Below are 26,960 nucleotides of genomic sequence, written 5' to 3' on the forward strand. Positions count from 1 at the left end.
GGTGTTACGCGCCGATTACGACGCGCGCATAGTGGTCGATCAGCAGCCCGGCAAACAGCAGCGACAGATAGACGATCGAATAGCGGAAGGTTTTGCGCGCGAGTTCGTCCGAATACTCCCGGTAGATCTTCCACGCATACGCGAGAAACACGGCGCCCAGCAGCACCGCCGACGCGAGATACACGACGCCGCTCATGCCGGAGATGAACGGCATCAGGGTGACCGCGAACAGAATGACCGTGTAGAGCAGGATATGCAGGCGCGTGTACTTTTCGCCGTGCGTGTTCGGCAGCATCGGCAGGCCGGCGTTTTCGTAGTCCTTGCGGCGATACAGAGCGAGCGCCCAGAAATGCGGCGGTGTCCATACGAAGATGATCAACACCAGGATCCATGCGTCGCCGGGCACGTGGCCGGTGACCGCTGCCCAGCCGAGTGCCGGCGGCATCGCGCCCGACGCGCCGCCGATCACGATGTTCTGCGGCGTGGCCGGCTTCAGCAGCAGCGTATAGATGACCGCATAGCCGACGAACGTGGCGAGCGTCAGCCACATGGTCAGCGGATTGGCGAACGTGTACAGCGTCCACATGCCGAGGCCGCCGAGCACGGCCGAGAACAGCAGGATTTGCCGGGTAGTGATTTCGCCGCGCGCCGACGGACGCCACGACGTGCGGCGCATTTTCGCGTCGATCTGCTGCTCGACGAGGCAATTGATCGCGAACGCAGCACCGGCCAACAGCCAGATGCCGACGGTGCCGCCGATCAGGACGGTCCACGGCACCATGCCCGGCGTCGACAGGAACATGCCGATGACCGCGCAGAACACCGCGAGCTGCGTAACACGCGGCTTGGTCAGTGCGAGATATTGGGAGACCCGGCTGCCGGGCGAATGGGAGAGTGTTGTGCTGTCCATGTGAGTCACGCTGGCGCGGCTTCGCGCGCAGGGAGCGTGGCGCGGCCGGGACGGCTATAAGCGATCCGAAAGTTTAACATAACGAGCAGTAGCAGCAGGATCGCGGCCCCGCCGTTATGGGCGACCGCGATCGGCAACGGCCATTGCAGCACGATGTTCGACAAGCCGGTGATGAACTGGATCAGCACCACCAGCAGCACGCCGTTGGCGGGTCGCCGCAGCGACTCGAAACGGCGCATCTTCACGGCGAACCACGCCAGATAGGCGATCACGGCGAATGCGAACGTGCGATGCGTCCAGTGAATCGCGACCAGCGCATCCTGCGTGATCACGTCGCCGTCGCCGGTCATGCCGAGCGCGCGCCACAGGTGAAAGCCGTGCGCGAAGTCCATCGGCGGAATCCATTGGCCGTTGCAGGTCGGGAAGTCGGTGCACGCGAGCACCGCGTAGTTCGTGCTGACCCAGCCGCCGAGCGCGATCTGTACTACCAGCAGTCCAAGACCCGCGAGCGCCGCCGCGCGCCAGCGCGCGGCTTCCGGCTCGTAGGCGGGCAGCGGCGTCAAGCGCGCCGCGAGCCAGCCGAGGGTGCCGAGCAGCGCGAGGCCGAGCAGCAGATGCGTGGTCACGATGATCGGCTGCAGCTTCATCGTCACGGTCCACGCGCCGAACGCGCCCTGCACGACGATCAGGAGCAGCAGCGAAGTCGGCCACCACGGTGACACGTGCAGCGGACGACGCTTGATGCGCGCCGTCCACGCAATGATCGTCTGCGCGATGATCAGCACGCCGATCGCCATCGCGAAGTAGCGGTGGATCATTTCGATCCACGCCTTCGTCATGCTGACGGGGCCGCTCGGCATCGCCTGATAGGCGGCGGAGATCGCCGCGTGCGCGATGAACGGCGACGACGTGCCGTAGCAGCCGGGCCAGTCCGGGCAGCCGAGGCCCGAATCGGTGAGACGCGTGAAGCCGCCGAACATCACGAGATCGAGCGTCAGGAAGGTGGTGAGCCAGACCAGCTTGCGGAATTTGTTGTCGTCGGCCTTGACCCATACGTAGGACAGCGGCAGCAACGCGATACACAAGCCGATCAGGCCCAGTTGCAATACGAACATCTCATTTACCCAGGTTGCGGCATCAGCCGATGGTCGACCACTTGAGCAGCTTGGTCAGGTCGCCTTTGATCTTGCTCGGGTTCGCGTCTTTCGGAAAACGCATCATCAGATTGCCGTTCGGATCGACCAGGTAGATGTGGTCGGTGATCCGCGTGCCGGTGTCGGCGGGCAGCCACGCGGCAACCTGCGCCGGATCGGCGATCAGCATGTCGGTGTTGGGGTAGGCGCTTTGTATCACATCGGCGACCTTGTCCGCATCGGTGCGCAGCCACACCTCCATGACGCGCTCGCGTTCCGGGCCCTGCGCTGCGCGGATTTGTCGCATGAAGTACAGCTTTGTCACGCAGGCTTTGTCGCACGCGCTGTTGTCGACCGAGATCATCAGCCAGCGGCCGCGCAGCGACGCGAGCTTCAGCGGCTTACCGTCCTCGCCGGTGACCACGAGCGAGTCGGGGATCGGCCGTTGCGGGTCGATCAGTGCGCCGTAGTTCGTGCTGCCGCCGGTCGGCTTGATGACGTAGTACATGAAGTACGAGATCACGATCGGCGCCGCACAGATCACCGCGAGCAGCAGCAGCACCCAGCGGCCGCGCCGCCACGAGCCCGGGCCGTTCGGTTGGCCGGGCATCGGCCTGGCCGCGGCGGGTTTGCCGGCGGCTTTGCCAGCGGGTTCGCCAACTTCCGGCGAACGGGGAGTATGAGTCGACACTACGGAACCTCTCTCAATGTTTGGACGGCGGCGAGCCGTGCCTTGCGTTCCTCACGCGCCCGGCGCGTGTTCTTTTTTGCCCGCGCGGCGCGCCGCATACAGACCGAACGCGAGCGCCGCGGCGGCCATGCCCCACCACTGCAGCATGTAGCCGTAGTTGCGCTCGACGCCGGTAGTCGGCGCGGGCCAGTCGCGCACCAGACCGTCGTGCGCGTCGCCGATCTGCTGGATCACGAACGATTGCAGCGGCAATCCGGTCTCCGCCGCGTACGCGGCGACATCGAGATTCTGCCGGATCAGGTGATGCGCGGCCGATCCGCCCTCGCCGAGCTCGAACGCGCGTGACGCGTCGGCTCGCGCAATCCCTTCGATCTCGACCTCGCCCGACGGCGTCGTGTACGGTGCGATGGTCTCGCGATTGCTCAGGTTGCGCGGCAGCCAGCCGCGATTGACGAGCACGTAGCCGCCGTCGGCGAGTTTAAAAGGCATCACGACGTAAAAGCCCGGCTGATCGTTATACGGACGATTATCGAGGTACACGACCTTGTCCGCGACGAAACTGCCGCGCGCTTTCACCCGATGAAACTCCACGTCTTTCAGGGCGAGCGGCGCCGCGCTGACTGGCAGCGCAGGCGCGTTTTCGAACTGCGTGATGCGCGCCTCGAGCGCTTCCTTCTGATGCGCACGATCGCGCTGCCAGAAACCGAGCCGCACCGTCACGACGACGACCAGCAGGATTAGCAGCACGGGAATCAGGCGAAACTTCATTGCAGGTACTCCGTCATCGCGTGCAGGGCCGCCGGGAACCTGCGGCAGAGGCCCGCGCGCGGTGCGATAATGAGTATCTTGCCACTGCGCTTTCCGGTTTCAGTTGGTTCCATGCACATTATCGTTCCCATCGCCTTTGCTCTGATCATCGCCAGCATGGTGTCGGCGCTGTATTTCATGATGCACGACAAAGGCAAGACCAAGCGGATGGTCTGGTCGCTCGCCACGCGCGTGGGTCTGTCGATCTCGCTGTTCCTGTTCATCCTGTTCGCACACTGGATGGGCTGGATTCAGTCGACCGGGATTCCGTACGGGCGCTGACGCTCGCGGATAGGTCGCCGGCGCAAAGCGTCGGCGGCAAAATTTTCACGCCACCAAACAAAACGCCGCCCTGACAGGTCGAGGGCGGCGCTGAATTCATCCTTGCATACTGCTCGTGCGCGCCGCCTGACAAGTGTTGCGCGCACGTCCCGCGCCTGCGCCGACGAGCGGCGCGCGGGGTCTGACTGCATTACAGCCAGTACACGACGACGTACAGACCGAGCCACACGACGTCGACGAAGTGCCAGTACCAGGCCGCGCCTTCGAACGCGAAGTGATGTTCCGGCGTGAAATGGCCACGAATCAGGCGCGCCAGCACGACGGCGAGCATCGTGCCGCCGAGGAAAACGTGAAAGCCGTGGAAGCCGGTCAGCAGGAAGAACGTCGAACCGTAGATGCCCGAAGCCAGCGTCAGGTTCAGCTCGTGGTATGCATGGAAGTATTCGAAACCCTGCAGGAACAGGAAGCACACGCCCAGCACGAGGGTCGCCGCGAGCCACGCGATCGCCTTCTTGCGATGGTTGTCGCGCAGCGCGTGGTGCGACACCGTCAGCGTCGCACCCGACGACAGCAGCAGCGCCGTGTTGATGGTCGGCACCGGCCACGGCTGCATCGACTTGTAGGTACCCACGAGCTCGGCCGGGCCGTTGTTCGGCCACACCGCCGTGAAGTCCGGCCAGATCAGCTTGTAGTCGAGGCTGCCCAACTGATGCATCGCGATTTCGCGAGCATAGAAGAGCGCGCCGAAGAATGCGCCGAAGAACATCACTTCGGAGAAGATGAACCAGCTCATGCTCCAGCGGTACGAGCGGTCGACGTTCTTGCCGTACATGCCGCCTTCCGACTCGGCGATCGCGTCGCCGAACCAGTGCCACAGCGTAAAGAGCAGCCACAGCAGACCGATGAGCACGCCGAGCGGCGCCCACGTGTGGTCGTTGATCCAGGCCGCAAGCGATCCGAGCATGACCAGCAACCCGGTAGCGGCGCTGATCGGATGCCGCGACGGATGCGGTACGAAATAGTACGGGCTCTCGTTTTGACCGCTCATTCTTGATTCTCCACTTCAGTCCAGTTGTTCCGGAATCTCCGGCTGTATCTTCGGCGGCGCGTCGATACCGCACCGCTTCTCTCTAATTCGTGGGCTCTTCTGTGCTGCTGTGCCCTGCTACTGCCTCAACCGACCACGAGGCGCACGACCAGAATCAGCACCCCGATCAGGACCGCCGCGCCGATCAGCGCCGCCACGATCACATGCAGCGGGTTCAACTGCGTCGCGTCCGCTTCGAGATCGCGGCGCTTGCGCACGCCGAAAAACGACCAGAACACCGCGCGCATAGACTGAGCGAAACTGCTCTTGCGCGGACTGCCGCCGTTATCGTTCATCTCGCTTCGTCTTCCTTCGTTCGTCCGTGGCTCGCGCCGTCAATTCTGCTTTCAGGTCGGCTTCGCGGGAGTGGCTGCCGCGTTGTTCACTGCATTCGCCTTCGGCGGCGCGTCATCCGCGCTGGCCGCCGCCGGCGTGTTCAACTCGAAAAACGTGTACGACAGCGTGATCGTCTTCACGTCCTTCGGCAACTTCGGATCGACCACGAACACCACCGGCATCCGCTTCGTCTCGTTCGCGCTCAACGTCTGCTGCGTGAAACAGAAACACTCGATCTTCCTGAAGTACTCGGTCGCCTGCTTCGGCGCGTAGCTCGGAATCGCCTGCGCACGGATCGTGCGCGACTGCCCGTTGCTGACGTCGTACATGACGGTCGTCACTTCGCCCGGATGCACGTCGAGACTGCGCTGCTCCGGCTTGAAACCCAACAGGCCGCGCGCGTTCGCATCGAATTCGATCGAAATCGTGCGGCTCATGTCGACCTGCGTATTCTTCGCCTCGCGCGCCGAAACGTCGCGCTGCACGAGGTTGTTCACGCCGGTGATCTGGCAGATCGCGCGATACATCGGCACCAGCGCGAAACCGAAACCGAACATCATCAAAGCGACGACGAACAGCTTGATCAGCATCGAACGGTTGAAAGAGCGGTCGGCCTCGGCCGGCGGTTGCGTCGACATCTGAATCCTCAACAAACCTGCATACGGACTGAGACTGCGGCGTTAGCTGAACCAGCACTGCTTCACAACGACGCTCGCGAAAAACACCGCGGCGATCGCGAACATCACCAACCCTATCCGCCTGTTGCCCGCGCGAATCTGCTCCGGTGTACGTCTTTCCTCTGGATTGCGCGTCATGCTCGACTTTCTGAATACGGTTCTTGACTGGTGAGACCGCCCGACTGCGGCCGCCTCGCAAAGCGCCCGGTTCCGGTAGCGGCATGTGTCGCGCCGCCGGAACCCGGAACTTCGCCGGGACAGGCTTACTCGACGGTAGGCGGGTGCTCGAACGTGTGGAACGGAGCCGGGCTCGGCACGGTCCACTCGAGGCCCGTTGCGCCGTCCCACGGCTTGTCGCCCGCCTCGACGAGCTCACCGCCACCACGGTACGCCGGCAGCGCCACCGCGAACAGGAAGTAGACCTGCGACAGACCGAAGCCGAATGCGCCGATCGAGATCACCTGGTTCCAGTCGGTGAACTGTGCCGGGTAGTCCGCATAGCGACGCGGCATGCCCGCGAGACCGACGAAGTGCATCGGCAGGAACGCGAGGTTGAAGAAGAACATCGACGCCCAGAAGTGGATCTTGCCGCGGGTTTCGTTGTACATCCAGCCGGTCCACTTCGGTGCCCAGTAGTACCACCCGGAGAACAGCGCGAACAGTGACCCCGCCACCAGCACGTAGTGGAAATGCGCAACCACGAAATAAGTGCCGTGATACTGAATGTCGAGCGGCGCCATCGCGAGCATCAGACCCGACAGGCCGCCGAACGTGAACACGATCAGGAAGCCCACCGCGAACAGCATCGGCGTTTCGAACGACAGCGCGCCGCGCCACATCGTCGCGACCCAGTTGAACACCTTCACGCCGGTCGGCACTGCGATCAGCATCGTCGCGTACATGAAGAACAGCTGGCCAGTCACCGGCATGCCGGTCACGAACATGTGGTGCGCCCAGACCATGAACGACAGGATCGCAATCGACGCCGTCGCGTACACCATCGAGCTATAGCCGAACAGCGGCTTGCGCGAGAACGCCGGAATCACCTGCGAGACGATCCCGAACGCCGGCAAGATCATGATGTACACCTCGGGGTGCCCGAAGAACCAGAAGATGTGCTGGTACATGACCGGGTCGCCGCCGCCTGCCGCATTGAAGAACGACGTGCCGAAGTGACGGTCGAACAGCACCATCGTGATCGCGCCCGCGAGAACCGGCATCACGGCGATCAGCAGGTACGCGGTGATCAGCCACGTCCAGACGAACATCGGCATCTTCATCAGCGTGAGGCCGGGTGCGCGCATGTTCAGGATCGTCACGACGATGTTGATACCGCCCATGATCGACGACGCACCCATCAGGTGGACCGCGAAAATCGCGAAGTCCATGCCCGGGCCCATCTGCGTGGACAGCGGTGCGTACAGCGTCCAGCCCGCGGCGGTCGCGCCGCCCGGTGAGAAGAACGAGCCGACCAGCAGAACGGCCGCGACTGGCAGCAGCCAGAAGCTGAAGTTGTTCATCCGCGCAAAAGCCATGTCCGATGCACCGATCTGCAACGGCACCATCCAGTTCGCGAAGCCGACGAACGCCGGCATGATCGCGCCGAACACCATGATCAGCCCGTGCATGGTGGTCAACTGGTTGAAGAACTCCGGACGCATGATCTGCAGGCCCGGCTCGAACAGTTCGGCACGGATCATCAGCGCCATCACGCCCCCGGACAGGAACATGGTGAACGAGAAGATCAGGTACAGCGTACCGATGTCCTTGTGGTTGGTGGCGAACAGCCAACGGCGCCAGCCTTGCGGCGTTTCGTGGGCATGGTCGCCGTGCACGTGCTCGTGGCCCGCGACTACATCGTGTCCGATGCTAGACATGAATATCTCCTAAATCGAATTCTGCGGTGCTGACCATGAACACGTCAGGCTGCCGGGCTGATCTGAACGCGCCGGGCTTCCTTCGCGTCGGTGCCGCCGGTGATCGTTTCCGGCTTCTTCAAAATAATATGGTCTTCGGCAATGCCGGCTGCTTTCAGTGCGTCGCGAACGGCCTCGGCACGACTCTTCGCGAGCTTCGCGTTGACGTCGGCGGAGCCGGTTGCGTCGGTGAAGCCCGACAGCGTGAATTTCGCGTCCGGATGCGCTTTCGCGTAGGCCGCGGCCGCGTCGACCGCCGCTTTCGCGTCGGCCGGCAGCGTGCTCTTGCCGGTCTCGAAGTAGACGCTCGCCGGCAGCGTGGCCTCTGCGCTATTCGCAGCAGCGGCGCCTGCGTCAGTGCCCGATGCGGCCGCCGGTGCGGAAGCCGCTTCCGCACCCGATGCCGCAGCGGCGCCGCTTGCCGTGGCACCCGCTTCGGCCAGATGGTCGCCGCCTTCCGGCAGCTTGCCGTTGCGCGCTTCGGTGACCTGCTTCGGCTGCAGGATGTCGCCCGTGTGGTTGCCCCACGAGTTACGTTCGTACGTGACCACCGAGGCGATTTCGACGTCGTTCAGCGTCGGCGCCCACGAAGGCATCGCATTCTTGCCCTTCAGCACGAGGCTCACGTGCTGACCGATCGGACCGTTGGCGATCTTGCTGCCGTCGAGCGCCGGGAATGCGCCCGCGCCCTTGCCGGTCGGCTGGTGGCAGACCGCGCAGTTCGCCGCGTAGACCTTGCCGCCGCGCTCCATCAGCTCGGCCATCGTATAGGTCTTGTTCGGATCGTCCTGGCCGGCGGCCATTTTCTTCTTCTCCGTGTCGACCCACCTGGCGTAGTCGTCGTCGGACAGCACTTCGACGACGACCGGCATGAACGCGTGTTCCTTGCCGCACAGCTCGGTACAGAAGCCGCGGAACGTGCCGGTGCGGTTAGCCTTGAACCACGTGTCGCGCACGAAGCCGGGGATCGCGTCCTGCTTCACGCCGAAGGCCGGCACGTACCAGGAGTGGACCACGTCGTTGGCGGTGGTGATGATGCGGATTTTCTTGTTGACCGGCACCACGAGCGGGTTGTCGACCTCCTGCAGATACAGCGTGGAGATCGGCTCGCGGCCTTCGGTTTGCGCGCGCGGCGTGGCGAGTGTGGACAGGAAGCCGATGCCCTCGCCCGGACCCTTCACGTAGTCGTAGCCCCACTTCCACTGGTAGCCGGTGACCTTGATCGTGAGGTCGGCGTTCGAGGTGTCCTTCATCGCGACGACGGCCTTGGTAGCGGGCAGCGCCATCAACACGACGATGATGAACGGCACGATCGTCCAGATGATTTCGACGGTGGTGCTCTCGTGGAAATTGGCTGCCTGGTGACCCTTCGATTTGCGGTGCGCGAAGATCGAATAGAACATCACACCGAATACACCGACGAAAATCACGGTGCAAAGGAGCAGCATGAACATGTGGAGGTCGAACAGCTCCTGAGCGATTCGCGATGCAGGCGGCTGGAGATTGATCGCATTGACGGCAGGGCCGCCCGGAGCATCGCCCACTGCCAGGGCGGCACCGGCGAAAAGCAGTCCGCTCGTCGCCAGCACGCTCATGAGCGCTCGCTTGATTGTTTTCATAGCTTCCTTACCCAAATTTTCCATTCAAACCCCTCGACCCCGCTGGCAGCGTGCCGCGCCCCCTTGAACGCCGCGCGTCCGGCACCATCTAACAGCGTGCCAGCCACATACGCAGTTCGCCTGCGAACTGCGCGCGCCGATTTTGCGCGAGATGTTGCCCGATCATGATCGTCTGCCCGCGCGAGACCAGCTTGATCTGATCGCGCGGCGTTGCGCCCGGCTCTATCCGCACCCAGCGCGGATTGAATTCGAACTGCGTAATCCGCTCGGCGCTGACCTGCTCGATCACGAGCCGGTTCGGAAACAACCGGATGCGCTCGTAATCGACAGCATGACGCGCATATATTGCAAACGCGATACCTACCGCCAGCAATTCGATTCCGGTGAACGGCAACACCAGCCAGGCGCCGATCAGAACCAGCATGAATGCAATTGCCAACGAGAACAACGCAAGCGACGCGTACAGACAGACGAACTGCCGCGGCGATATCGAACAGTTGCGCTTCATGGTCCAGTCCCTAAGGACCGGTTCTGAATCCGCCAGCAGATGATCTGATGCGCCCATCGCTGCCTCCTGCGAATCGTCGCGTCCGGCCTGCCTTCTTTTACTTCCGGATGCATCTCGCGGCCGCCGCTCGTATCACTGTGTACAGCATCACTCGCGACCGCGCCAACCCCTACCGCATCACTTCATTTTGCAGCCCTGCGCCTCAGGCTTGCCACCCCAAATGTGGGAACGTCGGGCGACAAACTGACGCATTATAGGCGCGATCCATAGCCTCGACAAGCAAGCCCCGATCGGCCCACAAGCCCGGCGCGACAAGCCTTCGCGCCATTTTGCCCGGCATTTTGCGGCTCTTTCGGAGGGCAAATCCCAGGCATAACGGATGTCCTCTTTACCGCTTTTGCAACACGTCAACCGCACCGTCGGCAAGCAGTTGATGACCGCACCGCAACCTGCTACCCGCGCTTGCCCGGACCTCGTCCGATGTCCTCGAGCCGCACGATGCCATGTCCTTCGGCCGTGGTGCGCGGCACGGCTTTCCATGCGTGTCCGTAGATCACCTCGAAGGTCAGCGCGATCGTGCCGTCGGCGCGCCGGCGCACTTCGAGCGCGGCGAGCAGGGCTTTGTGCAACCGACGCGCAAGCGCGCCGTCATGCGCATCGCGCTCGAACGGGTATGCGCCCCAGCGGCGCACGTCCGCGAGCAGCGACTCGGGCGACTTGTAGGTGATCGTCAGCGTCTCCTGGTCCATCACCGGGATCTCGAAGCCGGCCTCCACGAGCATGTCGCCGAGATCATGCATGTCGACGAAGTCGATCACATGCTTGCGCGACGCGACGCCGTGCGCGGCCTCGATCTCGGCGTAGGCGCCGCGCAATTCCTTCAGCGTATCGGGGCCGAGCGTACTGAACATCAGCAGGCCGTTGACCTTCAACACCCGCTGCCATTCGGGAAAGACCAGATCGGGCCGCGAGTGCCAGTGCAGCGCAAGGTTGGACCAGATGAATTCGAATGCGCCGGCCGCGAATGGCAGCGCGGAGAAATCGGCTTGCGCGAAGCGCGGGCCACGCGCGCCGAGCGCCTTGCCGAGCGAGGCGGGAAGAAAGCGCCGCCAACTGGTATCGCCGGCATCGTGACGCAGCGCGCGGCGCAGCATGCCATGCGACAGATCGGCGCCGAATACCGGCGCCTCGGGAAAGCGCGCGCGCAATGCGGGGATGTCTTCGCCCGCACCGCATCCGGCGTCGAGCACGCTCGAGGGCGCCACCTTGATGTAATCGAGACGCTCGCGCATGCGCTGCGCAATCTCGCGCGGCAGGAATGCAACCTCGTCGAAGGTAACGGCGCGACGGTCGAAAATACGCCTGAGGCGCCGTGAATCGTAGGCCGGACGGCCAGATTGAGCGGATGTTGGGGACATGTGTGTCGTGCTGGCGTGAGCTCGAAGTATACTCGTTCGTTCCCCTCCATTCAGCGTGAACGGCATTCAGCGGCACCCACCCGTGCGATTCCAGTTATTTTCTTCATCGTGTCGAAATCAGGCCGCGCGTTTTGTGCGTGGTCTGCATTCGGCATGGCCGCGGGCTTTGAACGTCGCGTTGCCGAACCTGTGCGCGTTGTGCGGCAATATGTCGCATAAGACGCTGTGCGACGGCTGCGACGCGGCCTACTGGAACGAGAGCCGTCTGCGCTGCACCGTTTGCGCGGTGCCGTTGCCGGCGTCACGCTGGGTCGCTCAGGCGCAATATCGCTGCGCGGATTGCGTGGCCGAGCCGCCGCCGTTCGACGCGAGCTTCGCGCTCGCCGACTATCGCGCGCCGCTGGATACCCTCGCGGTCGGCCTGAAATTCCGCGCCCGGCTGATGCTTGCGCGCCATTTCGCGCAACGTCTCGCGTGGCTTTGCTCAGGACAACTGGCACGACGCGGCCGAGCGGCCCGACGTGATTGCGCCAGTGCCGCTCGCCGGTCGCCGTCTGGTCGAGCGCGGCTACAACCAGGCCTGGCAGATCGCGCGGCCGCTTGCCCGGGCGCTCGACGTGCGCAGCGACGCGACGCTGCTCGAACGAACGCAAAACACCGCGCCGCAATCGCGCCTCGATCTCGATGCGCGCCGGCACAACGTCGGTCGCGCGTTTCGCGTCGCGCGCCCGGTGCGCGGCCTGCACGTCGGCATCGTCGACGACGTGATGACGAGCGGCGCGACGCTCGAAGCGCTCGCGCATACGCTGAAGGCGGCCGGCGCGCGACGGGTCACGAACTTCGTCGCGTTGCGCACTCCGAAAAACTAGCTTTTACGTGGTCCCCTTATGTTCAACGTCGTTCTCGTAGAACCGGAAATTCCGCCCAACACCGGCAACGTGATTCGCCTGTGCGCGAATACCGGCGCCCGACTGCACCTGATCGAGCCGCTCGGCTTCCCTCTCGACGACACCAAGATGCGGCGCGCCGGCCTCGACTATCACGAGTACGCGGAAATGAACGTGCACGCCGATTGGGACGCGTTCATCGCGAAAGAAACGCCCGACCCGTCGCGCATGTTCGCGTTCACCACACGCGGCTCGGGGCGCTTTCACGACCACGCTTTTCGACCGGGCGACTGGTTCGTGTTCGGCGCCGAAACGCGCGGTCTGCCCGATACGGTGCTCGAGCGCTTTGCGAACGAACAGCGCGTGCGTCTGCCGATGCGTCCTGGCAATCGCAGTCTGAATCTGTCGAACACGGTGGCGGTCGTGGTGTTCGAAGCGTGGCGTCAGGCCGGCTTCGAGGGCGGCGCCTGACGGCGTTCGAGTTCGGCCTCGTAGCGCGCGAACATCGCGTCGTCGAAGCACGCGAACGTCACGTGCTTCATGTGGGGTGTGCGCGGCAACGTGTCGAGCACGGTTCCGACCGCGATGCTCACCGCATAGTCGGCGGGGAAACGGTAGATGCCGCAACTGATCGCGGGAAACGCAATGCTCGTGCAATCAGTCTCGCGCGCGACTTCGAGCGAGCGCTGATAGCACGATGCGAGCAGGTCGGCTTCGCCGTGCGCGCCGCCGCGCCACACTGGACCGACAGCATGGATCACATGCTTCGCGGGCAGCCGATAACCGGCGGTGATCTTGGCGTCGCCGGTCGCGCAGCCGCCGAGCGTTTCGCATTCGCGCAGCAACTCCTTGCCGGCCGCGCGATGAATCGCGCCATCCACACCGCCGCCGCCGAGCAGCGAAGTATTCGCGGCATTGACGATCGCATCGACGGCGAGCGTCGTGATATCGACCACGCGCGCTTCGAGCGTGCACGTGCCGTGACTGAGATTGAAGGTGGCCATGAAAACCTCGCTGACCTGAGTCTCGCTCAAGAAGTGGACAGCCAGGTGAGGCAGCCGTTCAACGCGAATTTGCGCTAAACGGCTGAAAGAAAAGACTTTATTCGGCCTTCGAATCGCGCCGCAGCAGCGCGCTGACCGCATCGCGCGGCGCCACGCCGTCGAACAGCACCGCGCAGACCGCTTGGGTGATCGGCATTTCGATTGCATGGGCGCGTGCGATCGAAAGGACCGCCTTCGCGCAGCGCACGCCTTCGGCCACGTGACCGAGGCCGCCGAGGATGTCGTCGAGTGTACGGCCGGTGGCGAGCTGCAAGCCCACGGTGCGATTGCGCGATAGATCGCCGGTCGCGGTCAGGATCAGATCGCCGAGGCCGGTCAGCCCGGTAAAGGTTTCCGCGCGCCCACCAAGCGTCACGCCAAGACGCGACATTTCGGCGAGCCCGCGGGTGATCAGCGCCGCGCGTGCATTGAGGCCGAGGCCGAGGCCATCGGCGATGCCTGTCGCGATGGCGAGCACGTTTTTCACCGCGCCGCCCACTTCGACGCCGACGATGTCGTCGCCGGTATAGATGCGCATCGCACCGTGATGGAATGCCGCGACCGTGCGTTCGCGGCACACCGCCGACGAACTCGCGATCGTCAACGCAACCGGCAGTCCCTGTCCGACTTCGCGCGCGAAGCTCGGCCCGGACAACACGCCGTTGCTCGTATGCTCGGGCAATTCCGCCGCGACCGCCTGATGCGGCAACAACTGCGAATCCGCCTCGAAACCCTTGCACAGCCACACGATATGCGCGGGCACCTTGCCGGCATCGCGCATCGCGCGCAACAGACCGCGCAGGCCAGCCACTGGAGTCGCGACCACGCACAGCGCAGCGTCGGCGAGCGCGTGATCGAGCGCCGCGCCGAGCTCCGCTTCGTAGCGGAGCGCAGGCGGCAACGCGACGCCCGCCAGATAGCGGGCGTTTTCGTGCGAAGTGGAAAGCTCGGTGATGAGCGCGGACTCGCGCGCCCACAACACCGTGTCGTGCCTGACGGCCAGATGGCCGGCGAGGGCGGTGCCCCACGCGCCAGCGCCGAGAACGGCGACCTTCATAGCCGGCACTGCCCGCGGCGCCTTAGTGCGTGACGCCACTTTGCGCCGCGCCGTCGCCCTGCTGGGCCGCGCTCATTTGCGCGAGACGCTGCTCGTACAGCGCCTGGAAGTTGATCTCGGCGAGGTGGATCGGCGGGAAACCGGCGCGGGTGATCGCGTCGGCGATGTTCGAGCGCAGGTACGGGAACAGGATGGTCGGGCAAGCGATGCCGACGAGCGGATCGATCTGCTCGGCAGGAATGTTGCGAATGTCAAAAATGCCGGCCTGTTTCGCTTCGATCAGGAACGCGACCTTGTCCGACACCTTGGCCGTAACCGTGCCCGTCACGAGGATTTCGAACACGGATTCTGCGAGGCGCTCGGCCTTCACGTCGACTTCGACTTCGACCGACGGCATTTCCTGCTCGAGGAAGATTGCCGGCGAATTCGGCTGCTCGAGCGACATGTCCTTCAGATAGATGCGCTGGATGTTGAAGAACGGCTGGTTATTCTCGTCGGACATGATGGTGATTCCTGATAGGTATGCGTGGCGGCGGCCGATGCATGCATGGGCCGCCAGATTATTGCGCCGGCTCGCCGGCTCCACGAGGAGCGCGCACGCGTCGGCTTATCGAGTGGTCCGCCCGCTCGCGCGGCGCGAAACGCGCGAACTCAGGCTGCTTCGAGCAGCGGCGTCAGACCGCCCGCGCGATCGAGCGCGGAAAGGTCATCATAGCCGCCGACATGCGTCTCGCCGATGAACACCTGCGGCACCGTACGACGCCCGGTCCGGGTCATCATCTCCTCACGACGGGCCGGGTCTTTATCGATCAGTACTTTCTCAACGTGCTCGACGCCGCGCGACTTTAAAAGACGCTCGGCCATCTGGCAATACGGGCACACCTGGGTGCTGTACATGATCACTTTGTTCACTTGGCTGCTCCTTGTTTCACAACCGGCATACCGGCTTTCTGCCAGGCGTCGACGCCGCCCTCGAGAACATGGACTTCCGCGTATCCCGCTTCCTGCACGATACGCGCAGCCTTGTTCGACTGCTGGCCGGTCTGGCATACCAGCAGCACCGGGTTGCTCTTGTTCTTCGCGAGTTGCGCGACTTTCGCCTGCAACTCCGCGAATTCGAAATGCCGTGCCGAGGGCAGGTGCCCCTTGGCGTAATCGGCGGACGGCCGCAGATCGATGACCGCCGCGTTGCGCCGGTTGATCAGTTGGGTGGCTTCGGCGGCCGACAGGCCGGCACGTCCACGCCGACTGATGGTCGGCCACAGCAGCAACCCACCAGAGATAAGGACGATTGCGATCAGGACAAGGTTTGTGTATTCGGTGAAAAACTTCACGGAAGATCCGCCGGAAAGAGAGAAATCGAAAAGGTCAACCCGAGCATTATAAAATAACCGTTTGACGCGATGGCGATGCGCCGCCGAAGGCGCTGCACAGCGCGAGACCGCTTCCTCACTACCGACCGGCAACTCTTATGTACAAACTCGTTCTCATCCGCCACGGCGAATCGACGTGGAACAAGGAAAACCGCTTCACCGGCTGGATCGACGTCGACCTCACCGAGCAGGGCAGCCTCGAGGCGCAGCAGGCGGGCGTGCTGCTCAAGGAGTCGGGCTATACGTTCGACATCGCCTATACGTCGGTGCTCAAGCGCGCGATCCGCACGCTGTGGCACGTGCAGGACAAGATGGATCTGATGTACCTGCCCGTCGTGCATTCATGGCGCCTGAACGAACGCCACTACGGCGCGCTGTCGGGTCTGAACAAGGCCGAAACGGCAGCCAAATTCGGCGACGAGCAGGTGCTGGTCTGGCGCCGCAGCTACGACACGCCGCCGCCCGCGCTCGAGCCGACCGACGAGCGCGCGCCGTACACCGATCCGCGCTACGCGAAGGTGCCGCGCGAGCAACTGCCGCTGACCGAGTGCCTGAAAGACACGGTCGCGCGCGTGCTGCCGCTGTGGAACGAGTCGATTGCGCCGGCCATCAAGTCGGGGCGCAGCATCCTGATCGCCGCGCACGGCAACTCGATCCGCGCGCTGGTCAAGTACCTCGACAACATTTCGGACAGCGATATCGTCGGCCTAAACATCCCGAACGGCGTGCCGCTCGTCTATGAACTCGACGAAGATCTGAAGCCGATCAAGCACTACTATCTCGGCGACCAGGACGCGATCGCAAAGGCGCAAGCCGCGGTCGCGAGCCAAGGCAAGGCGGGCTGATCGCGCGTTTCCGGCCACGGCCCCACGCCACGGGAAGGCCCAGGGCCGCACGGAGACAAGCGGCCCGGCAGGAAATACTGTATTGCGCCGCGCGACGTATCGCACGGACCGCCATCCGCGGGCCGGTTCGCAAGAACCAGGACCTTCCCGTACTGTCGAAGCACGATTGCCTGCACCGCGCCCTGAGCAGGCGGGTGTGCAGTTATACTTGTCCGTCCAATCTTTATCGACGCTGCCACGCGCTTCCGACCGCAATAGACTCTATGCGAAAGAACCTGAAAAATATCGGCCTGATTGCCGCGGGCCTTGCTACCGGTGTCCTTGCCACCCTGCAATTCTCCGCCTCGGCCCAGCAACCCGCTAGCGCCGCGGTCGCCCCGCTGCCGCTAGACCAGCTCAGGCTCTTCGCCGAAGTGTTCGGGCAGATCAAGCACGAATACGTCGAACCGGTCGACGACAAGAAGCTTCTCACCTCCGCGATCAAGGGCATGGTGTCGAGCCTCGACCCGCACTCGTCGTACCTCGACAAGACCGATTACGAAGAGCTGCAGGAGCAGACCAAGGGCCGCTTCGCGGGCCTCGGCATCGAAATTTCGTCGGAAGACGGCCTGATCAAGGTGATTTCGCCAATCGAAGACACGCCCGCGTTCCGCGCCGGCATCCGTCCGGGCGACCTGATCACGCGCATCAACGACAAGCCCGTGCGCGGCATGACGCTCGACCAGGCGGTCAAGCAGATGCGCGGCGAGCCGGGCACCAAGGTCACGCTGACCATCTTCCGCAAGACCGACGACCGCACGTTCCCGCTCACCGTCACGCGCGCGATCATCAAGGTGCAGTCGGTGAAGGGCAAGATCGTTGCGCCGGGCTTCGCGTACGTGCGCATCACGAGCTTCCAGGAACGCACCACGCCTGACCTCGCGGCCAAGCTGCAGGATCTGGCGCGCCAGGAGCCGAACCTGAAGGGCCTCATCCTCGACCTGCGCAACAACGGCGGCGGTTTGCTGCAAAGCGCGGTCGGCGTCGCGGGCGCGTTCCTGCCGCCGAATTCGGTGGTGGTGTCGACCAACGGCCAGATTCCGGATTCGAAGCAGATCTACCGCGACACCTACGATAACTACCGTCTGCAATCGTTCGACAGCGATCCGCTGAAAGACGTCCCGGCCATCTTCAAGACCGTGCCGATGATCGTGCTGACCAACGCCTACTCGGCGTCGGCATCGGAAATCGTCGCGGGCGCGCTGCAGGATCAGCACCGCGCGCTGATTCTCGGCAAGACCACGTTCGGCAAGGGTTCGGTGCAAACCGTACGCCCCATGACGGCGGACACCGCGCTGCGCCTGACCACCGCGTATTACTACACGCCGAGCGGCCGTTCGATCCAGAACAAGGGCATCCGCCCCGACCTTCCGGTCGATCAATACGCGGACGGCGATCCGGACGACGCGCTCGTCACTCGCGAAGTCGACTACTCGAATCACCTTGCGAACACGCAGGACCCGAACGAGAAGAAGGAAGCCGAGCAGCGCGAGTCGGAGCGCATGGAGCAGTTGCGTCAGCTCGAAGAGCAGAACGACAAGAAGACGCCGGAGCAGCGCCAGAAGGAACGCGAACGCAAGCCGGTCGAGTTCGGTTCGAACGACGACTTCATGATGCAACAGGCGGTCGGCAAGCTCGAAGGCAAGCCGGTTCAGGAATCCAAGTCGCTGATGGAACGCCGTCTCGCGCAGAACAAGCCGGGCACGTCGGCCTCCGCGCCGGTCGCGGTGAAGCCGACGCAACCGGTGCCGGGCGCATCGGGACCGGCGCCGGCTTCGGCACCGGCTCCCGCTGGAAAGTAAGCCGGCAAATAAGCTGGCCAATAAGCAGCGAACCCGCGCGTGTCTTCGCAGTACGATAGTCTGCGAAGACACGCCGCAGCAGCAGTTTCAGCACAGGCCGCCGCTTAACCGGCGTCGTCTCACGGCAAGCCGCAGCAGCCACCCTCCCCGCGCGATTAAAATAACAGCCACGAATGCGCGCCGCGGCCCTTCGGCCTGCCTCTCCTTGCGCGACACCGCGACATAGCGACACACCCCACGCGCCCCGCCATGAATGACGATCAACTCCTTCGCTACTCTCGCCATATCCTCGTCGACGAAATCGGCATCGAGGCGCAGCAGCGTTTTATCGACGCCCACGCGATCGTCGTCGGCGCGGGCGGGCTCGGTTCGCCGGCCGCAATGTATCTCGCGGCGGCTGGCGTCGGCCGTGTGACGCTCGTCGATGCCGATACCGTCGACCTGACCAATCTGCAGCGCCAGATCCTGCACGTCACCGCGTCGGTTGGACGCAGCAAGGTCGAGTCCGGGCGCGACACGCTCGCGCAGATCAATCCCGAGGTCGTCGTCAGCGCGGTCGCCGAGCGCGTCGACGATGCATGGCTCGATCGCGAAGTGCCGCACGCCAGTGTCGTGCTCGATTGCACTGACAACTTCGCGACGCGTCACGCAATCAACCGCGCGTGCGTCAAGCATCGCGTGCCGCTCGTGTCGGGCGCGGCGCTGCGCTTCGACGGCCAGATCAGCACCTTCGATTTCCGCGACGAAGCGTCGCCATGCTACGCGTGCGTGTTTCCCGAAGACCAGCCGTTCGAGGAAGTCGCCTGCTCGACGATGGGTGTGTTCGCGCCAACGGTCGGCATCATCGGTTCGATGCAGGCTGCCGAAGCGCTGAAGGTGATCGGCGCAATCGGCACGCCGCTCGTGGGCCGCCTGACGATGCTCGATTCGCTGCGAATGGAATGGAACACGATGCGCATCGGACGCCAGCCGGATTGCCCGGTGTGCGGCCACGCGCACGGCTCTTGAGGCGGTTCCCCCACTACCCGTCCGAACGACGCCGAAATAGAAAAACGCCGCATCATGTGCGGCGTTTTTTCGTTCAACGAGGCGAGACGAAGCGCGTCGGACTCACACCAGCGCGACCCGCTTGAGCGCCGCCTGCACCTCTTCCGGCTCGAACGAAGCCAGCACGTCGGCCACGGGCTTTTCGAGCGTTTTCAGATGCGAGCGCAGCACCTCCTGCTTGACCTCGAGCAGTTGGCTCGGATGCATCGAAAACTCGGTCAGGCCCATGCCGAGCAACAGACGCGTCAACGCCGGATCGCCCGCCATCTCACCGCACACCGACACCGGCACGCCCGCGCGCTTCGCCTCGCGCAGCGTGAACGCGATCAGATGGAGCACCGCCGGATGCAGCGGATCGTACAGATGCGCGACCGAGTTGTCCGCGCGATCGATCGCGAGCGTGTACTGGATCAGATCGTTGGTGCCGATCGACAGGAAATCGAGCCGCTTCAGAAACAGCGGCAACGCGATCGCGGCGGCCGGAATCTCGATCATCGCGCCGACCTGCACGTTCGGATCATAAGCAATGCCCGCATCGTCGAGTTGGCGCTTGGCTTCGCGGATCAGATCGAGCGTCTGGTCGATTTCCTGCGCGTGCGCGAGCATCGGGATCAGGATCTTCACCTTGCCGAACGCCGACGCGCGCAGGATCGCGCGCAGCTGCGTGAGGAACATCTGCGGCTCGGACAGGCTCCAGCGAATTGCGCGCAAGCCGAGCGCCGGATTCACGGCGGTCTCGTAGCCGTCGCCGCCGGCCATCGAATCGAGCGGTTTGTCGGCGCCGACGTCGATCGTGCGGATCGTGACCGGCAAGCCGTTCATCAGTTCGACCGCGCGACGATACGCGCTGAACTGCTCCTCCTCTTCGGCCATCCGGTCCTTGTGATTCATGAACAGGAACTCAGTGCGAAACAGACCCACGCCGGTCGCGCCCGATTCGATCGCCGCGCGCGCGTCGTCCGGCAACTCGATGTTCGCGCACAGTTCGATGCGCGTGCCGCACAGCGTTTGCGTCGGCGAGAACTTGAGCCGTTGCAGCTTGCGCTGCTCGAGCTCCTTCTCGCTTTGCCGATACGAGTATTCCTCGAGCACGATCGGCGCGGGATCGACGATCACGATGCCGTGGTCGCCATCGACGATGATCAGATCGTCCTGGCGGATCAGCGCGCTCGCATGCTGCACGCCGACCGCGGCCGGAATGCCGAGGCTGCGCGCGACGATCGCGGTATGCGACGTGCGGCCGCCGAGATCGGTGACGAAGCCCTGGAACGTCTGCGTCTTGAACTGCATCATGTCGGCCGGCGCGATGTCGTGCGCGACGACGATCATTTCATCGCACGCGCCATGCACGTTGTCGACGATGCCCGGCGCACCCGCGAGCGCCTTCAGCACACGTTCGACGACCTGTTCGATGTCGGCTTTGCGTTCGCGCAGGTATTCGTCTTCGATATCGTCGAAATGGCGCGAGAGTCTTTCGAGCTGTTCGGTCAGCGCCCACTCGACGTTGTAGCGGCGCGTGCGGATCAGGTCGATGGTTTCCTGAACCAGCATCACGTCGTTCAAGATCATCGTGTGAACGTCGATGAACGCGCCCATTTCACTGGGGGCATCCGCGGCGAGATCGGCGCGCAGCACGTTGAGTTCTTCATGCACGCGTTGCTGAGCCGCGCGAAAGCGCCCGACCTCCCCTTCGATCTGGGCGGGTTCGATCAGATAGTGGTCTACGTCGAGTGCTGCCGGGGCGATCAGATAGGCCCGCCCGATGGCGATACCGCGCGAGACGGGAATTCCATGCAGCGTGAATGACACGCGCACCTCCTCTAGTTGTGTGATGCCGCGGCAAACCGCTGCAATGCTCTCAGACTGTACCTGGCATTATAAATTCCGCGCCTTTTTGAAGTATGTCGGCGGTGTGTGCAGCGCAGCACGAGTTATTGCAATCAGGTGTCCTCGTACACCGCGAAGCTACGCTTTATACGCGTCGCGCAAAATATATGGTTTAAACATTGAAAACGCGTGTCGCCCTACGCGCATGCCGCCTTACGCACCCTTCCCCGCGGCTTTCGCGCCGCTTCTATTAGCCTTAATGTCGATTACCAGCGGGCCTCTTCTGATATTCAAATGTCGGCGGCGAAAAAAAAGCCGCGGACTGAGCCGCGGCATTTTCGGGTTTGTCGAACGCAAAGCACGCGGCGTTATTGACCTTCGCCAAATTTATCGGCGATCAGTTTCAACAGCGCGTCCATCGCTTCCTGTTCGTCGGTACCTTCCGTTTCGATCAGCACGGTACTGCCGATGCCCGCGGCCAGCATCATCACGCCCATGATGCTCTTTGCGTTGATACGACGGCCATTGCGGCTCATCCAGATTTCCGCCTGGTAGTTGCCCGCGAGTTGCGTCAACTTGGCCGACGCGCGCGCGTGCAGCCCCAGCTTGTTCACAATTGTCGTTTCTTGTTGCAGCATGTGATGGTCCGAAGCGCGGGTGAATGAAATGGTGAAAAGTCAAACTGCAAAGCGGCTGCAATGCGCTTGGCGCCGTTGCGAAACCGCTTGAATCCGTCGAAGCTTGCCTGCGAACCAGCCCGATTTACAGGCCGGGCGCGTCCGGCTTCTGCGTCAGATCGGCATCGGCCGGCAACGCGGGAACACAGTCGGCGGGCGCCGCGTCAGCCGGCAGGCAATCGGCCGGGCAGGCTGACGCCGCGACCGGTTCAGGCGCCGCCGGTCCGATCGCGTGCACGCCCTTGGTCGCGCCGGCGAGCGCCTTGTCGACGAGCGTGTCGAGCGGCGTCGCGCGATAGCAGACCGCACGTACCAGCATCGGCAGATTGACGCCGCACAGCACGCGCACATCCGGCTCGGTGGCGAGCCGGCCCGCGATGTTGGCCGGCGTCGCGCCGAACATATCGGTCAGCACGAGCGCGCCGTTCTCTTCCTTCAACCGCGCGACTTCCGAATTCGCGAACGCGACGACCTGCGCGGGATCGCAATCGGGCGACACATCGATCACGCCGATACGCGCCGGCAAACCGCCATAGATGTGGGAAATGCAATCGCGCAACGCGGTGGCGAATGGAGCGTGCGCAATGATCAGAATGCCTGCCATGTCAGCCTTACTGCAATAGAACGGCCCCAAAACCGTGGACCGGGACTCGAGCCCGGTTCGCCATCGCCTCGGACCGGCCGTGGGTCGCGAGGGCGGAAATGCATTCGTCGGGCGAGCGGGCATTGTAGCAGCCTCATTTTCGCGCCAATCCCGACGGCGCGCCTGATGCGGATTTACTACACAGATTGGGGGGTGCAGCCGGGCAATCAAGGCCGCTAGAGTCGGCGCGTCAGCCGACCGCGCGCTCCAGCGCGTCGACGAACATCGCGGCGACGTCGAAGCCAGTCTGATCCATGATCTCGCGGAAACACGTCGGGCTCGTGACGTTGACTTCGGTGAGCCAGTCGCCGATCGCATCGAGTCCGACCAGCAGCAAGCCGCGCGCCGCCAGCACCGGCGCGAGCGTATCGGCGATCTTGCGGTCCTGCTCGCTGAGCGGGCGCGCGACACCCAGTCCACCGGCCGCCAGGTTGCCGCGCACCTCATTACCCTGAGGAATGCGCGCGAGCGAGTATGGCACCGCTTCGCCGCCGATCAGCAGGATGCGCTTGTCACCCTCCTTGATCTCGGGGATGAATTTCTGCGCCATCACCGAGCGTGCGCCGTCGTGGCTCAGCATTTCGACGATCGAGCCGAGGTTCATACCGTCCGCCTTCACGCGGAACACGCCCATGCCGCCCATGCCGTCGAGCGGCTTCAGGATCACGTCGCCGTGTTGTTCGTGGAACGCGCGCAGACGCGCCGGATCGCGCGTGACCAGCGTCGGCGCGACGAACTGCGCGAACTCGCCGATCGCGAGCTTCTCCGAATGATCGCGGATCGCCTGCGGCTTGTTGAAGACGCGCGCGCCGCCGCGCTCGGCCAGTTCGAGCAGCCACGTCGACGTCACGTATTCCATGTCGAACGGCGGGTCTTTGCGCATCACAACCGCGCCGAAGCTCGCAAGCGCGCGCGGCGCGGCGGCATCGGCGACAAACCAGACGTCACGATGCAGATCGGCGGTATCGCCGGTGATCGCAATGCGCTGCACGTTCGCTTCGACATCGCCGCCCGTCCACGCCAGATGCTTCGGCTCGCAGGTGTACACCGTGTGACCGCGGCGCGCCGCTTCGGCCATCATCGCGTAGGTCGAGTCTTTGTAAATCTTGAAATGGCTGAGCGGATCGGCGATGAAAAGAATGTCCATGAAAGTCCCGGTGCGCCCTGACGGGCGTGACATTGTTCGTCAATATAGTCTTTGAAGACGGCGATGGCGGCACGCATGCCGCCATCCTGCCGCGCGAGATGGCTTAGACCTGGATCGCTTCGGGATCGGTCTTTTCGAGTTCGACCGATGCGGCCAGCAACCCGAGCCGCGCCACGACGCCATACATATAGAAGCGGTTCGGCGGCGCCGCGCCGGGCTTCGCGTGCGCATCGGGCAGCGCCGTATGCTCGAAGCCGAGCGGCACGAAGTGCATGCCCGGCGCGTTCAGGTTCTGGTCGCGCTCGCGGCTGCCGTGCACGCGATAGAAGCCGCCCACCACATAGCGGTCGATCATGTAGACGACCGGCTCGGCGACTTCCTCGCCGATGCGCTCGAACGTGTACACGCCCTCCTGCACGATCACGTCGTGCACTTCGAGGCCGTCCTTGGTCGCGGCCATGCGCGTGCGTTCGCGCTTCGTCAGCGCGGCGACTTCCGACGCGTCGTGCACGGTCATCACGCCCATGCCGTAAGTGCCCGCATCCGACTTGATCACGACATACGGTTTTTCGGAGATGCCGTACTCGCGATACTTGCGCGCGATCTTCTTCAGCACGCCGTCGATCGCATCGGCCAGCGCTTCCTCGCCGGTGCGCTGCTGGAAGTCGACGCCCTCGACGTGCGCGAAATACGGATTGATCATCCACGCATCGATCTCGACCATCTTCGCGAACTTCTTCGCGACGTCGTCATAACACGAGAAATGCGTCGACTTGCGGCGTACAGCCCAGCCCGCATGCAGCGGCGGCAGCAGGTACTGCTCGTGCAGATTTTCGAGCACGGGCGGAATGCCGCCGGACAGGTCGTTGTTCAGCAGAATCGAGCACGGGTCGAAGTTCTTCAGCCCCAAGCGCCGCTGCGAGCGCTCGAGCGGTTCGAGCACGAGCTTCTGGCCGTCGGACAGCGCGATCGTGACCGGGCCGTTGATGGTTTCGTCGAGCGTGCCGAAGCGTACGTTCAGGCCCGCCTGGCGCATGATCGACGCAAGCCGGGCGACGTTTTCGAGGTAGAACGCGTTGCGCGTGTGGCGCTCCGGAATCACGAGGAGATTCTTCGCGTCCGGGCAGATCTTTTCGATCGACGCCATCGCGGCCTGCACCGCGAGCGGCAGCACTTCCTGCGGCAGATTGTTGAAGGCGCCGGGAAACAGGTTGGTGTCGACCGGCGCTAGCTTGAAGCCCGCGTTGCGCAGATCGACGGAGCAATAGAACGGCGGCGTGTGCTCCTGCCATTCAAGCCGGAACCAGCGTTCGATAGCGGGCGTGGCGTCGAGGATCTTCCGCTCGAGGTCGAGCAGCGGGCCGTTTAACGCCGTAACTAGGTGCGGAACCATTGATCACTCGCAGACTGGAGAAAAAAGATTGTAGAGCAAATGCTTTGTCCATTTGGGGACGGTTTCTCCATTCGCAAGCAGACCCGAATGCATTCTCCCTATCTCGATGATAGGCGCGGAAAATTGCCGTTCGCAACCCGATCAGCAAGAAAAAAGCCCGCCATGAAGGCGGGCGAACTTTGCTGCGCTCAGCTATTTCCTGACTGACGGGCCCGAGAGCGCGGGCCCGCAGCGGAACAGATTCTTCGTTATTCGACTTTCTCGCCGTGCAGGCTCACGTCGAGGCCTTCGCGCTCCTGCTCTTCGGTCACGCGGATGCCGATCACCAGGTCGATGATCTTCAGCAGCACGAAGCTCACCACGCCGCTGTAGATCAGCGTCGTCAGCACGCCCTTCGCCTGCAGGATCACGTTGCCGTCGAAGCCGCCGATGTCCTTGACCGCGAACACGCCTGTGAGGATCGCGCCGATGATGCCGCCGATGCAGTGCACGCCGAACGCGTCGAGCGAATCGTCGTAGCCGAGCTTGTGCTTGAGCCACGTGGCCGCCCAGAAGCAGACCACGCCCGCGACGATGCCGATCACCAGCGCGCCTACCGTGCCGACGAAGCCCGACGCCGGCGTCACCGCCACCAGACCCGCGACCGCGCCCGACACGATACCGAGCACCGACGGCTTACCCTTGGCCGCCCATTCGGCGAACATCCATGCGAGCGCCGCCGCGGCGGTCGCCACCTGGGTCGCGAACATCGCGAAGCCGGCACGGCCGTCCGCCGCTACCGCCGAACCCGCGTTGAAGCCGAACCAGCCGACCCATAGCATCGCGCCACCGATCAGCGTCAGCGTCAGGTTGTGCGGCGCCATCGACTCCTTGCCGTAGCCGACGCGCTTGCCGAGCACCAGACAGCAGACCAGACCCGCGATACCCGCGTTGATGTGCACCACCGTGCCGCCCGCGAAGTCGAGGATGCCCGCGGTCGCCAGCCAGCCGCTCGGTTCCCACACCATGTGCGCGATCGGCGAGTAGACGAGGATCGACCACAGCGTCATGAACACCAGCATCGCCGAGAACTTCATGCGGTCCGCGAACGCACCGGTGATCAGCGCCGGCGTGATGATCGCGAAAGTCATCTGGTAGACGAAGTAGACCGTCTCGGGGATCGTCGGCGCGAGATGGCTGACGGTCAGCGTCGTGGCCTTGTCGCCCTTGATGTAGTTCATGCCCGTCATGAACACGCGCGAGAAGCCGCCAATGAACGAGTTGCCCGGCGTGAACGCGAGGCTGTAGCCGACCACGGTCCAGACGATCGTCACCAGACAGGTGATCGCGAAGCTTTGCATCAGCGTCGCGAGCACGTTCTTCTTGCGGACCATGCCGCCGTAGAACAGTGCGAGGCCCGGGATCGTCATGAACAGCACCAGCGCGGTGGAAGTCAGCATCCACGCGGTGTCGCCGGAGTTGAGCTTCGACGAATCGACCGAGAACGGTGCGGTCGGCGCGGCCGGCGCGGCTGCGGCTGCGGCAGCCGATGCGTCGGTGGCGGCCGGTGCGCTTGCGGCCGGCGCGGCGGACGCTTCGGCGGCGGGAGCCGAAGCAGCGGGGGCAGCGACTGCGGCGGAGGCGTCCGGTGCGGGCGCGCTCGCCGTCGTATCGGGAGCGGAGGCGGCCGCGGGAGCTGACGCGTCGTCCGCGAGGGCGGTGCCGACACCGGCCGCGAGCAGCGAGCCGGCCATCAGCAGGGACATCATGAGTTTGCGCATCTTGGTTTTCCTCTTGTCGCGATCCGTGTCGCTATG

General features: G+C 63.9%; 28 protein-coding genes and 1 pseudogene. 6 read left to right on the forward strand and 23 right to left on the reverse strand.

From position 1 onward, the window contains the following. Positions 1-4 precede the first annotated feature (4 nt). The 4 genes from cyoE to AB3X86_RS02460 are packed head-to-tail and all read right to left on the reverse strand — an operon-like array spanning position 5 to position 3,502. The gene (cyoE, locus tag AB3X86_RS02445; protein WP_368594789.1) at positions 5-910 is read right to left on the reverse strand and encodes a heme o synthase; all 906 of its coding nucleotides are present in this window, start codon (positions 908-910) and stop codon (positions 5-7) included. Between the two features lie 5 nt (positions 911-915). Then, positions 916-2,025 carry a heme A synthase gene (locus tag AB3X86_RS02450; RefSeq protein ID WP_368594790.1) on the reverse strand — a complete coding sequence of 370 codons (1,110 nt, stop codon included), beginning with the start codon at positions 2,023-2,025 and terminating at the stop codon, positions 916-918. 22 nt (positions 2,026-2,047) lie between these two features. Next, positions 2,048-2,734, reverse strand: a complete 687-nt coding sequence (locus tag AB3X86_RS02455) for an SCO family protein (protein WP_368594791.1) — start codon at positions 2,732-2,734, stop codon at positions 2,048-2,050. A gap of 51 nt (positions 2,735-2,785) precedes the next feature. Continuing rightward, the gene (locus AB3X86_RS02460) at positions 2,786-3,502 is read right to left on the reverse strand and encodes an SURF1 family protein (RefSeq protein WP_368594792.1); all 717 of its coding nucleotides are present in this window, start codon (positions 3,500-3,502) and stop codon (positions 2,786-2,788) included. Positions 3,503-3,613: 111 nt separating this feature from the next. Between AB3X86_RS02460 and AB3X86_RS02465 the strand changes: the two genes are divergently transcribed. Beyond that, on the forward strand, positions 3,614-3,823 hold the full coding sequence (locus AB3X86_RS02465; protein ID WP_008921867.1) for a twin transmembrane helix small protein: 210 nt from the start codon (positions 3,614-3,616) through the stop codon (positions 3,821-3,823). A 190-nt stretch (positions 3,824-4,013) separates the two neighbouring features. Here the strand turns inward: AB3X86_RS02465 and AB3X86_RS02470 are convergent, their stop codons facing one another. From AB3X86_RS02470 to AB3X86_RS02505, 8 genes are all read right to left on the reverse strand, one after another. Then, positions 4,014-4,871: a cytochrome c oxidase subunit 3 gene (locus tag AB3X86_RS02470; protein ID WP_176109649.1), complete on the reverse strand. Its 858-nt coding sequence runs from the start codon at positions 4,869-4,871 to the stop codon at positions 4,014-4,016. A gap of 125 nt (positions 4,872-4,996) precedes the next feature. Then, positions 4,997-5,206: a DUF2970 domain-containing protein gene (locus tag AB3X86_RS02475; protein WP_368594793.1), complete on the reverse strand. Its 210-nt coding sequence runs from the start codon at positions 5,204-5,206 to the stop codon at positions 4,997-4,999. A 51-nt stretch (positions 5,207-5,257) separates the two neighbouring features. Next, a complete protein-coding gene (locus tag AB3X86_RS02480) occupies positions 5,258-5,884 on the reverse strand; it encodes a cytochrome c oxidase assembly protein (RefSeq protein WP_368594794.1) in 627 nt (208 codons plus the stop codon). A 42-nt stretch (positions 5,885-5,926) separates the two neighbouring features. Further along, complete coding sequence (locus tag AB3X86_RS02485; RefSeq protein ID WP_368594795.1) at positions 5,927-6,061, reverse strand: cytochrome oxidase small assembly protein; 135 nt, start codon at positions 6,059-6,061, stop codon at positions 5,927-5,929. Positions 6,062-6,186: 125 nt separating this feature from the next. Next, positions 6,187-7,800 carry a cytochrome c oxidase subunit I gene (gene ctaD, locus AB3X86_RS02490; protein ID WP_176382420.1) on the reverse strand — a complete coding sequence of 538 codons (1,614 nt, stop codon included), beginning with the start codon at positions 7,798-7,800 and terminating at the stop codon, positions 6,187-6,189. Between the two features lie 44 nt (positions 7,801-7,844). Next, entirely contained in the window at positions 7,845-9,482 is a 1,638-nt protein-coding gene (coxB, locus tag AB3X86_RS02495; protein ID WP_368594796.1) for a cytochrome c oxidase subunit II, read from the reverse strand. A 64-nt stretch (positions 9,483-9,546) separates the two neighbouring features. After that, entirely contained in the window at positions 9,547-10,023 is a 477-nt protein-coding gene (locus AB3X86_RS02500; RefSeq protein ID WP_176125092.1) for a DUF2244 domain-containing protein, read from the reverse strand. A 395-nt stretch (positions 10,024-10,418) separates the two neighbouring features. After that, a complete protein-coding gene (locus AB3X86_RS02505) occupies positions 10,419-11,384 on the reverse strand; it encodes a methyltransferase domain-containing protein (protein WP_368594797.1) in 966 nt (321 codons plus the stop codon). A 208-nt stretch (positions 11,385-11,592) separates the two neighbouring features. Between AB3X86_RS02505 and AB3X86_RS02510 the strand changes: the two are divergent. Together AB3X86_RS02510 and trmL are read left to right on the forward strand one after the other, a co-directional pair. Next, a pseudogene (locus AB3X86_RS02510) lies at positions 11,593-12,253 on the forward strand (ComF family protein). An 18-nt stretch (positions 12,254-12,271) separates the two neighbouring features. Beyond that, positions 12,272-12,742 (forward strand): tRNA (uridine(34)/cytosine(34)/5-carboxymethylaminomethyluridine(34)-2'-O)-methyltransferase TrmL, encoded by a 471-nt coding sequence (gene trmL / locus AB3X86_RS02515; RefSeq protein ID WP_176382409.1) that lies wholly within the window; start codon positions 12,272-12,274, stop codon positions 12,740-12,742. Here trmL and AB3X86_RS02520 read toward each other — a convergent pair. The 5 genes from AB3X86_RS02520 to AB3X86_RS02540 all read right to left on the reverse strand — a co-directional run bounded on the left by AB3X86_RS02520 (position 12,715) and on the right by AB3X86_RS02540 (position 15,705). Next, a complete protein-coding gene (locus AB3X86_RS02520; RefSeq protein WP_368594798.1) occupies positions 12,715-13,275 on the reverse strand; it encodes an O-acetyl-ADP-ribose deacetylase in 561 nt (186 codons plus the stop codon). The genes trmL and AB3X86_RS02520 overlap by 28 nt on opposite strands. A 97-nt stretch (positions 13,276-13,372) precedes the next feature. Beyond that, on the reverse strand, positions 13,373-14,371 hold the full coding sequence (locus tag AB3X86_RS02525; protein ID WP_368594799.1) for an NAD(P)H-dependent glycerol-3-phosphate dehydrogenase: 999 nt from the start codon (positions 14,369-14,371) through the stop codon (positions 13,373-13,375). 22 nt (positions 14,372-14,393) lie between these two features. Beyond that, complete coding sequence (gene secB / locus AB3X86_RS02530) at positions 14,394-14,873, reverse strand: protein-export chaperone SecB (RefSeq protein WP_176109659.1); 480 nt, start codon at positions 14,871-14,873, stop codon at positions 14,394-14,396. Positions 14,874-15,022: 149 nt separating this feature from the next. Beyond that, positions 15,023-15,283 (reverse strand): glutaredoxin 3, encoded by a 261-nt coding sequence (gene grxC / locus AB3X86_RS02535; RefSeq protein ID WP_013088272.1) that lies wholly within the window; start codon positions 15,281-15,283, stop codon positions 15,023-15,025. After that, the gene (locus AB3X86_RS02540) at positions 15,280-15,705 is read right to left on the reverse strand and encodes a rhodanese-like domain-containing protein (protein WP_368594800.1); all 426 of its coding nucleotides are present in this window, start codon (positions 15,703-15,705) and stop codon (positions 15,280-15,282) included. The genes grxC and AB3X86_RS02540 overlap by 4 nt, the downstream gene beginning before the upstream one ends. Before the next feature lie 137 nt (positions 15,706-15,842). Here AB3X86_RS02540 and gpmA point away from each other — a divergent pair, with 137 nt between their 5' ends. From gpmA to AB3X86_RS02555, 3 genes are all read left to right on the forward strand, one after another. Next, on the forward strand, positions 15,843-16,589 hold the full coding sequence (gene gpmA, locus AB3X86_RS02545; RefSeq protein WP_176109660.1) for a 2,3-diphosphoglycerate-dependent phosphoglycerate mutase: 747 nt from the start codon (positions 15,843-15,845) through the stop codon (positions 16,587-16,589). Positions 16,590-16,852: 263 nt separating this feature from the next. Then, positions 16,853-18,430 carry a S41 family peptidase gene (locus AB3X86_RS02550; RefSeq protein ID WP_176382401.1) on the forward strand — a complete coding sequence of 526 codons (1,578 nt, stop codon included), beginning with the start codon at positions 16,853-16,855 and terminating at the stop codon, positions 18,428-18,430. A 249-nt stretch (positions 18,431-18,679) separates the two neighbouring features. Next, the gene (locus tag AB3X86_RS02555) at positions 18,680-19,438 is read left to right on the forward strand and encodes a ThiF family adenylyltransferase (protein WP_368594801.1); all 759 of its coding nucleotides are present in this window, start codon (positions 18,680-18,682) and stop codon (positions 19,436-19,438) included. A 102-nt stretch (positions 19,439-19,540) separates the two neighbouring features. Here the strand turns inward: AB3X86_RS02555 and ptsP are convergent, their stop codons facing one another. From ptsP to AB3X86_RS02585, 6 genes are all read right to left on the reverse strand, one after another. Then, positions 19,541-21,286 carry a phosphoenolpyruvate--protein phosphotransferase gene (gene ptsP / locus AB3X86_RS02560; RefSeq protein ID WP_176126623.1) on the reverse strand — a complete coding sequence of 582 codons (1,746 nt, stop codon included), beginning with the start codon at positions 21,284-21,286 and terminating at the stop codon, positions 19,541-19,543. Positions 21,287-21,672: 386 nt separating this feature from the next. Then, on the reverse strand, positions 21,673-21,942 hold the full coding sequence (locus tag AB3X86_RS02565) for an HPr family phosphocarrier protein (RefSeq protein ID WP_013088266.1): 270 nt from the start codon (positions 21,940-21,942) through the stop codon (positions 21,673-21,675). 124 nt (positions 21,943-22,066) lie between these two features. Further along, the gene (locus AB3X86_RS02570) at positions 22,067-22,585 is read right to left on the reverse strand and encodes a PTS sugar transporter subunit IIA (RefSeq protein WP_368594802.1); all 519 of its coding nucleotides are present in this window, start codon (positions 22,583-22,585) and stop codon (positions 22,067-22,069) included. Positions 22,586-22,814: 229 nt separating this feature from the next. Further along, the gene (gshB, locus tag AB3X86_RS02575) at positions 22,815-23,771 is read right to left on the reverse strand and encodes a glutathione synthase (protein WP_176109665.1); all 957 of its coding nucleotides are present in this window, start codon (positions 23,769-23,771) and stop codon (positions 22,815-22,817) included. A 103-nt stretch (positions 23,772-23,874) separates the two neighbouring features. After that, entirely contained in the window at positions 23,875-25,164 is a 1,290-nt protein-coding gene (gene gshA / locus AB3X86_RS02580; protein WP_368594803.1) for a glutamate--cysteine ligase, read from the reverse strand. A 248-nt stretch (positions 25,165-25,412) separates the two neighbouring features. Next, positions 25,413-26,924, reverse strand: coding sequence for an ammonium transporter (locus AB3X86_RS02585; protein ID WP_368594804.1), 1,512 nt, complete (start codon positions 26,922-26,924; stop codon positions 25,413-25,415). Between the last annotated feature and the right edge of the window lie 36 nt (positions 26,925-26,960).

The sequence above is a fragment of the Paraburkholderia sp. BR14374 genome, from assembly GCF_040948685.1.
Classification (GTDB): Bacteria; Pseudomonadota; Gammaproteobacteria; order Burkholderiales; family Burkholderiaceae; genus Paraburkholderia; species Paraburkholderia youngii.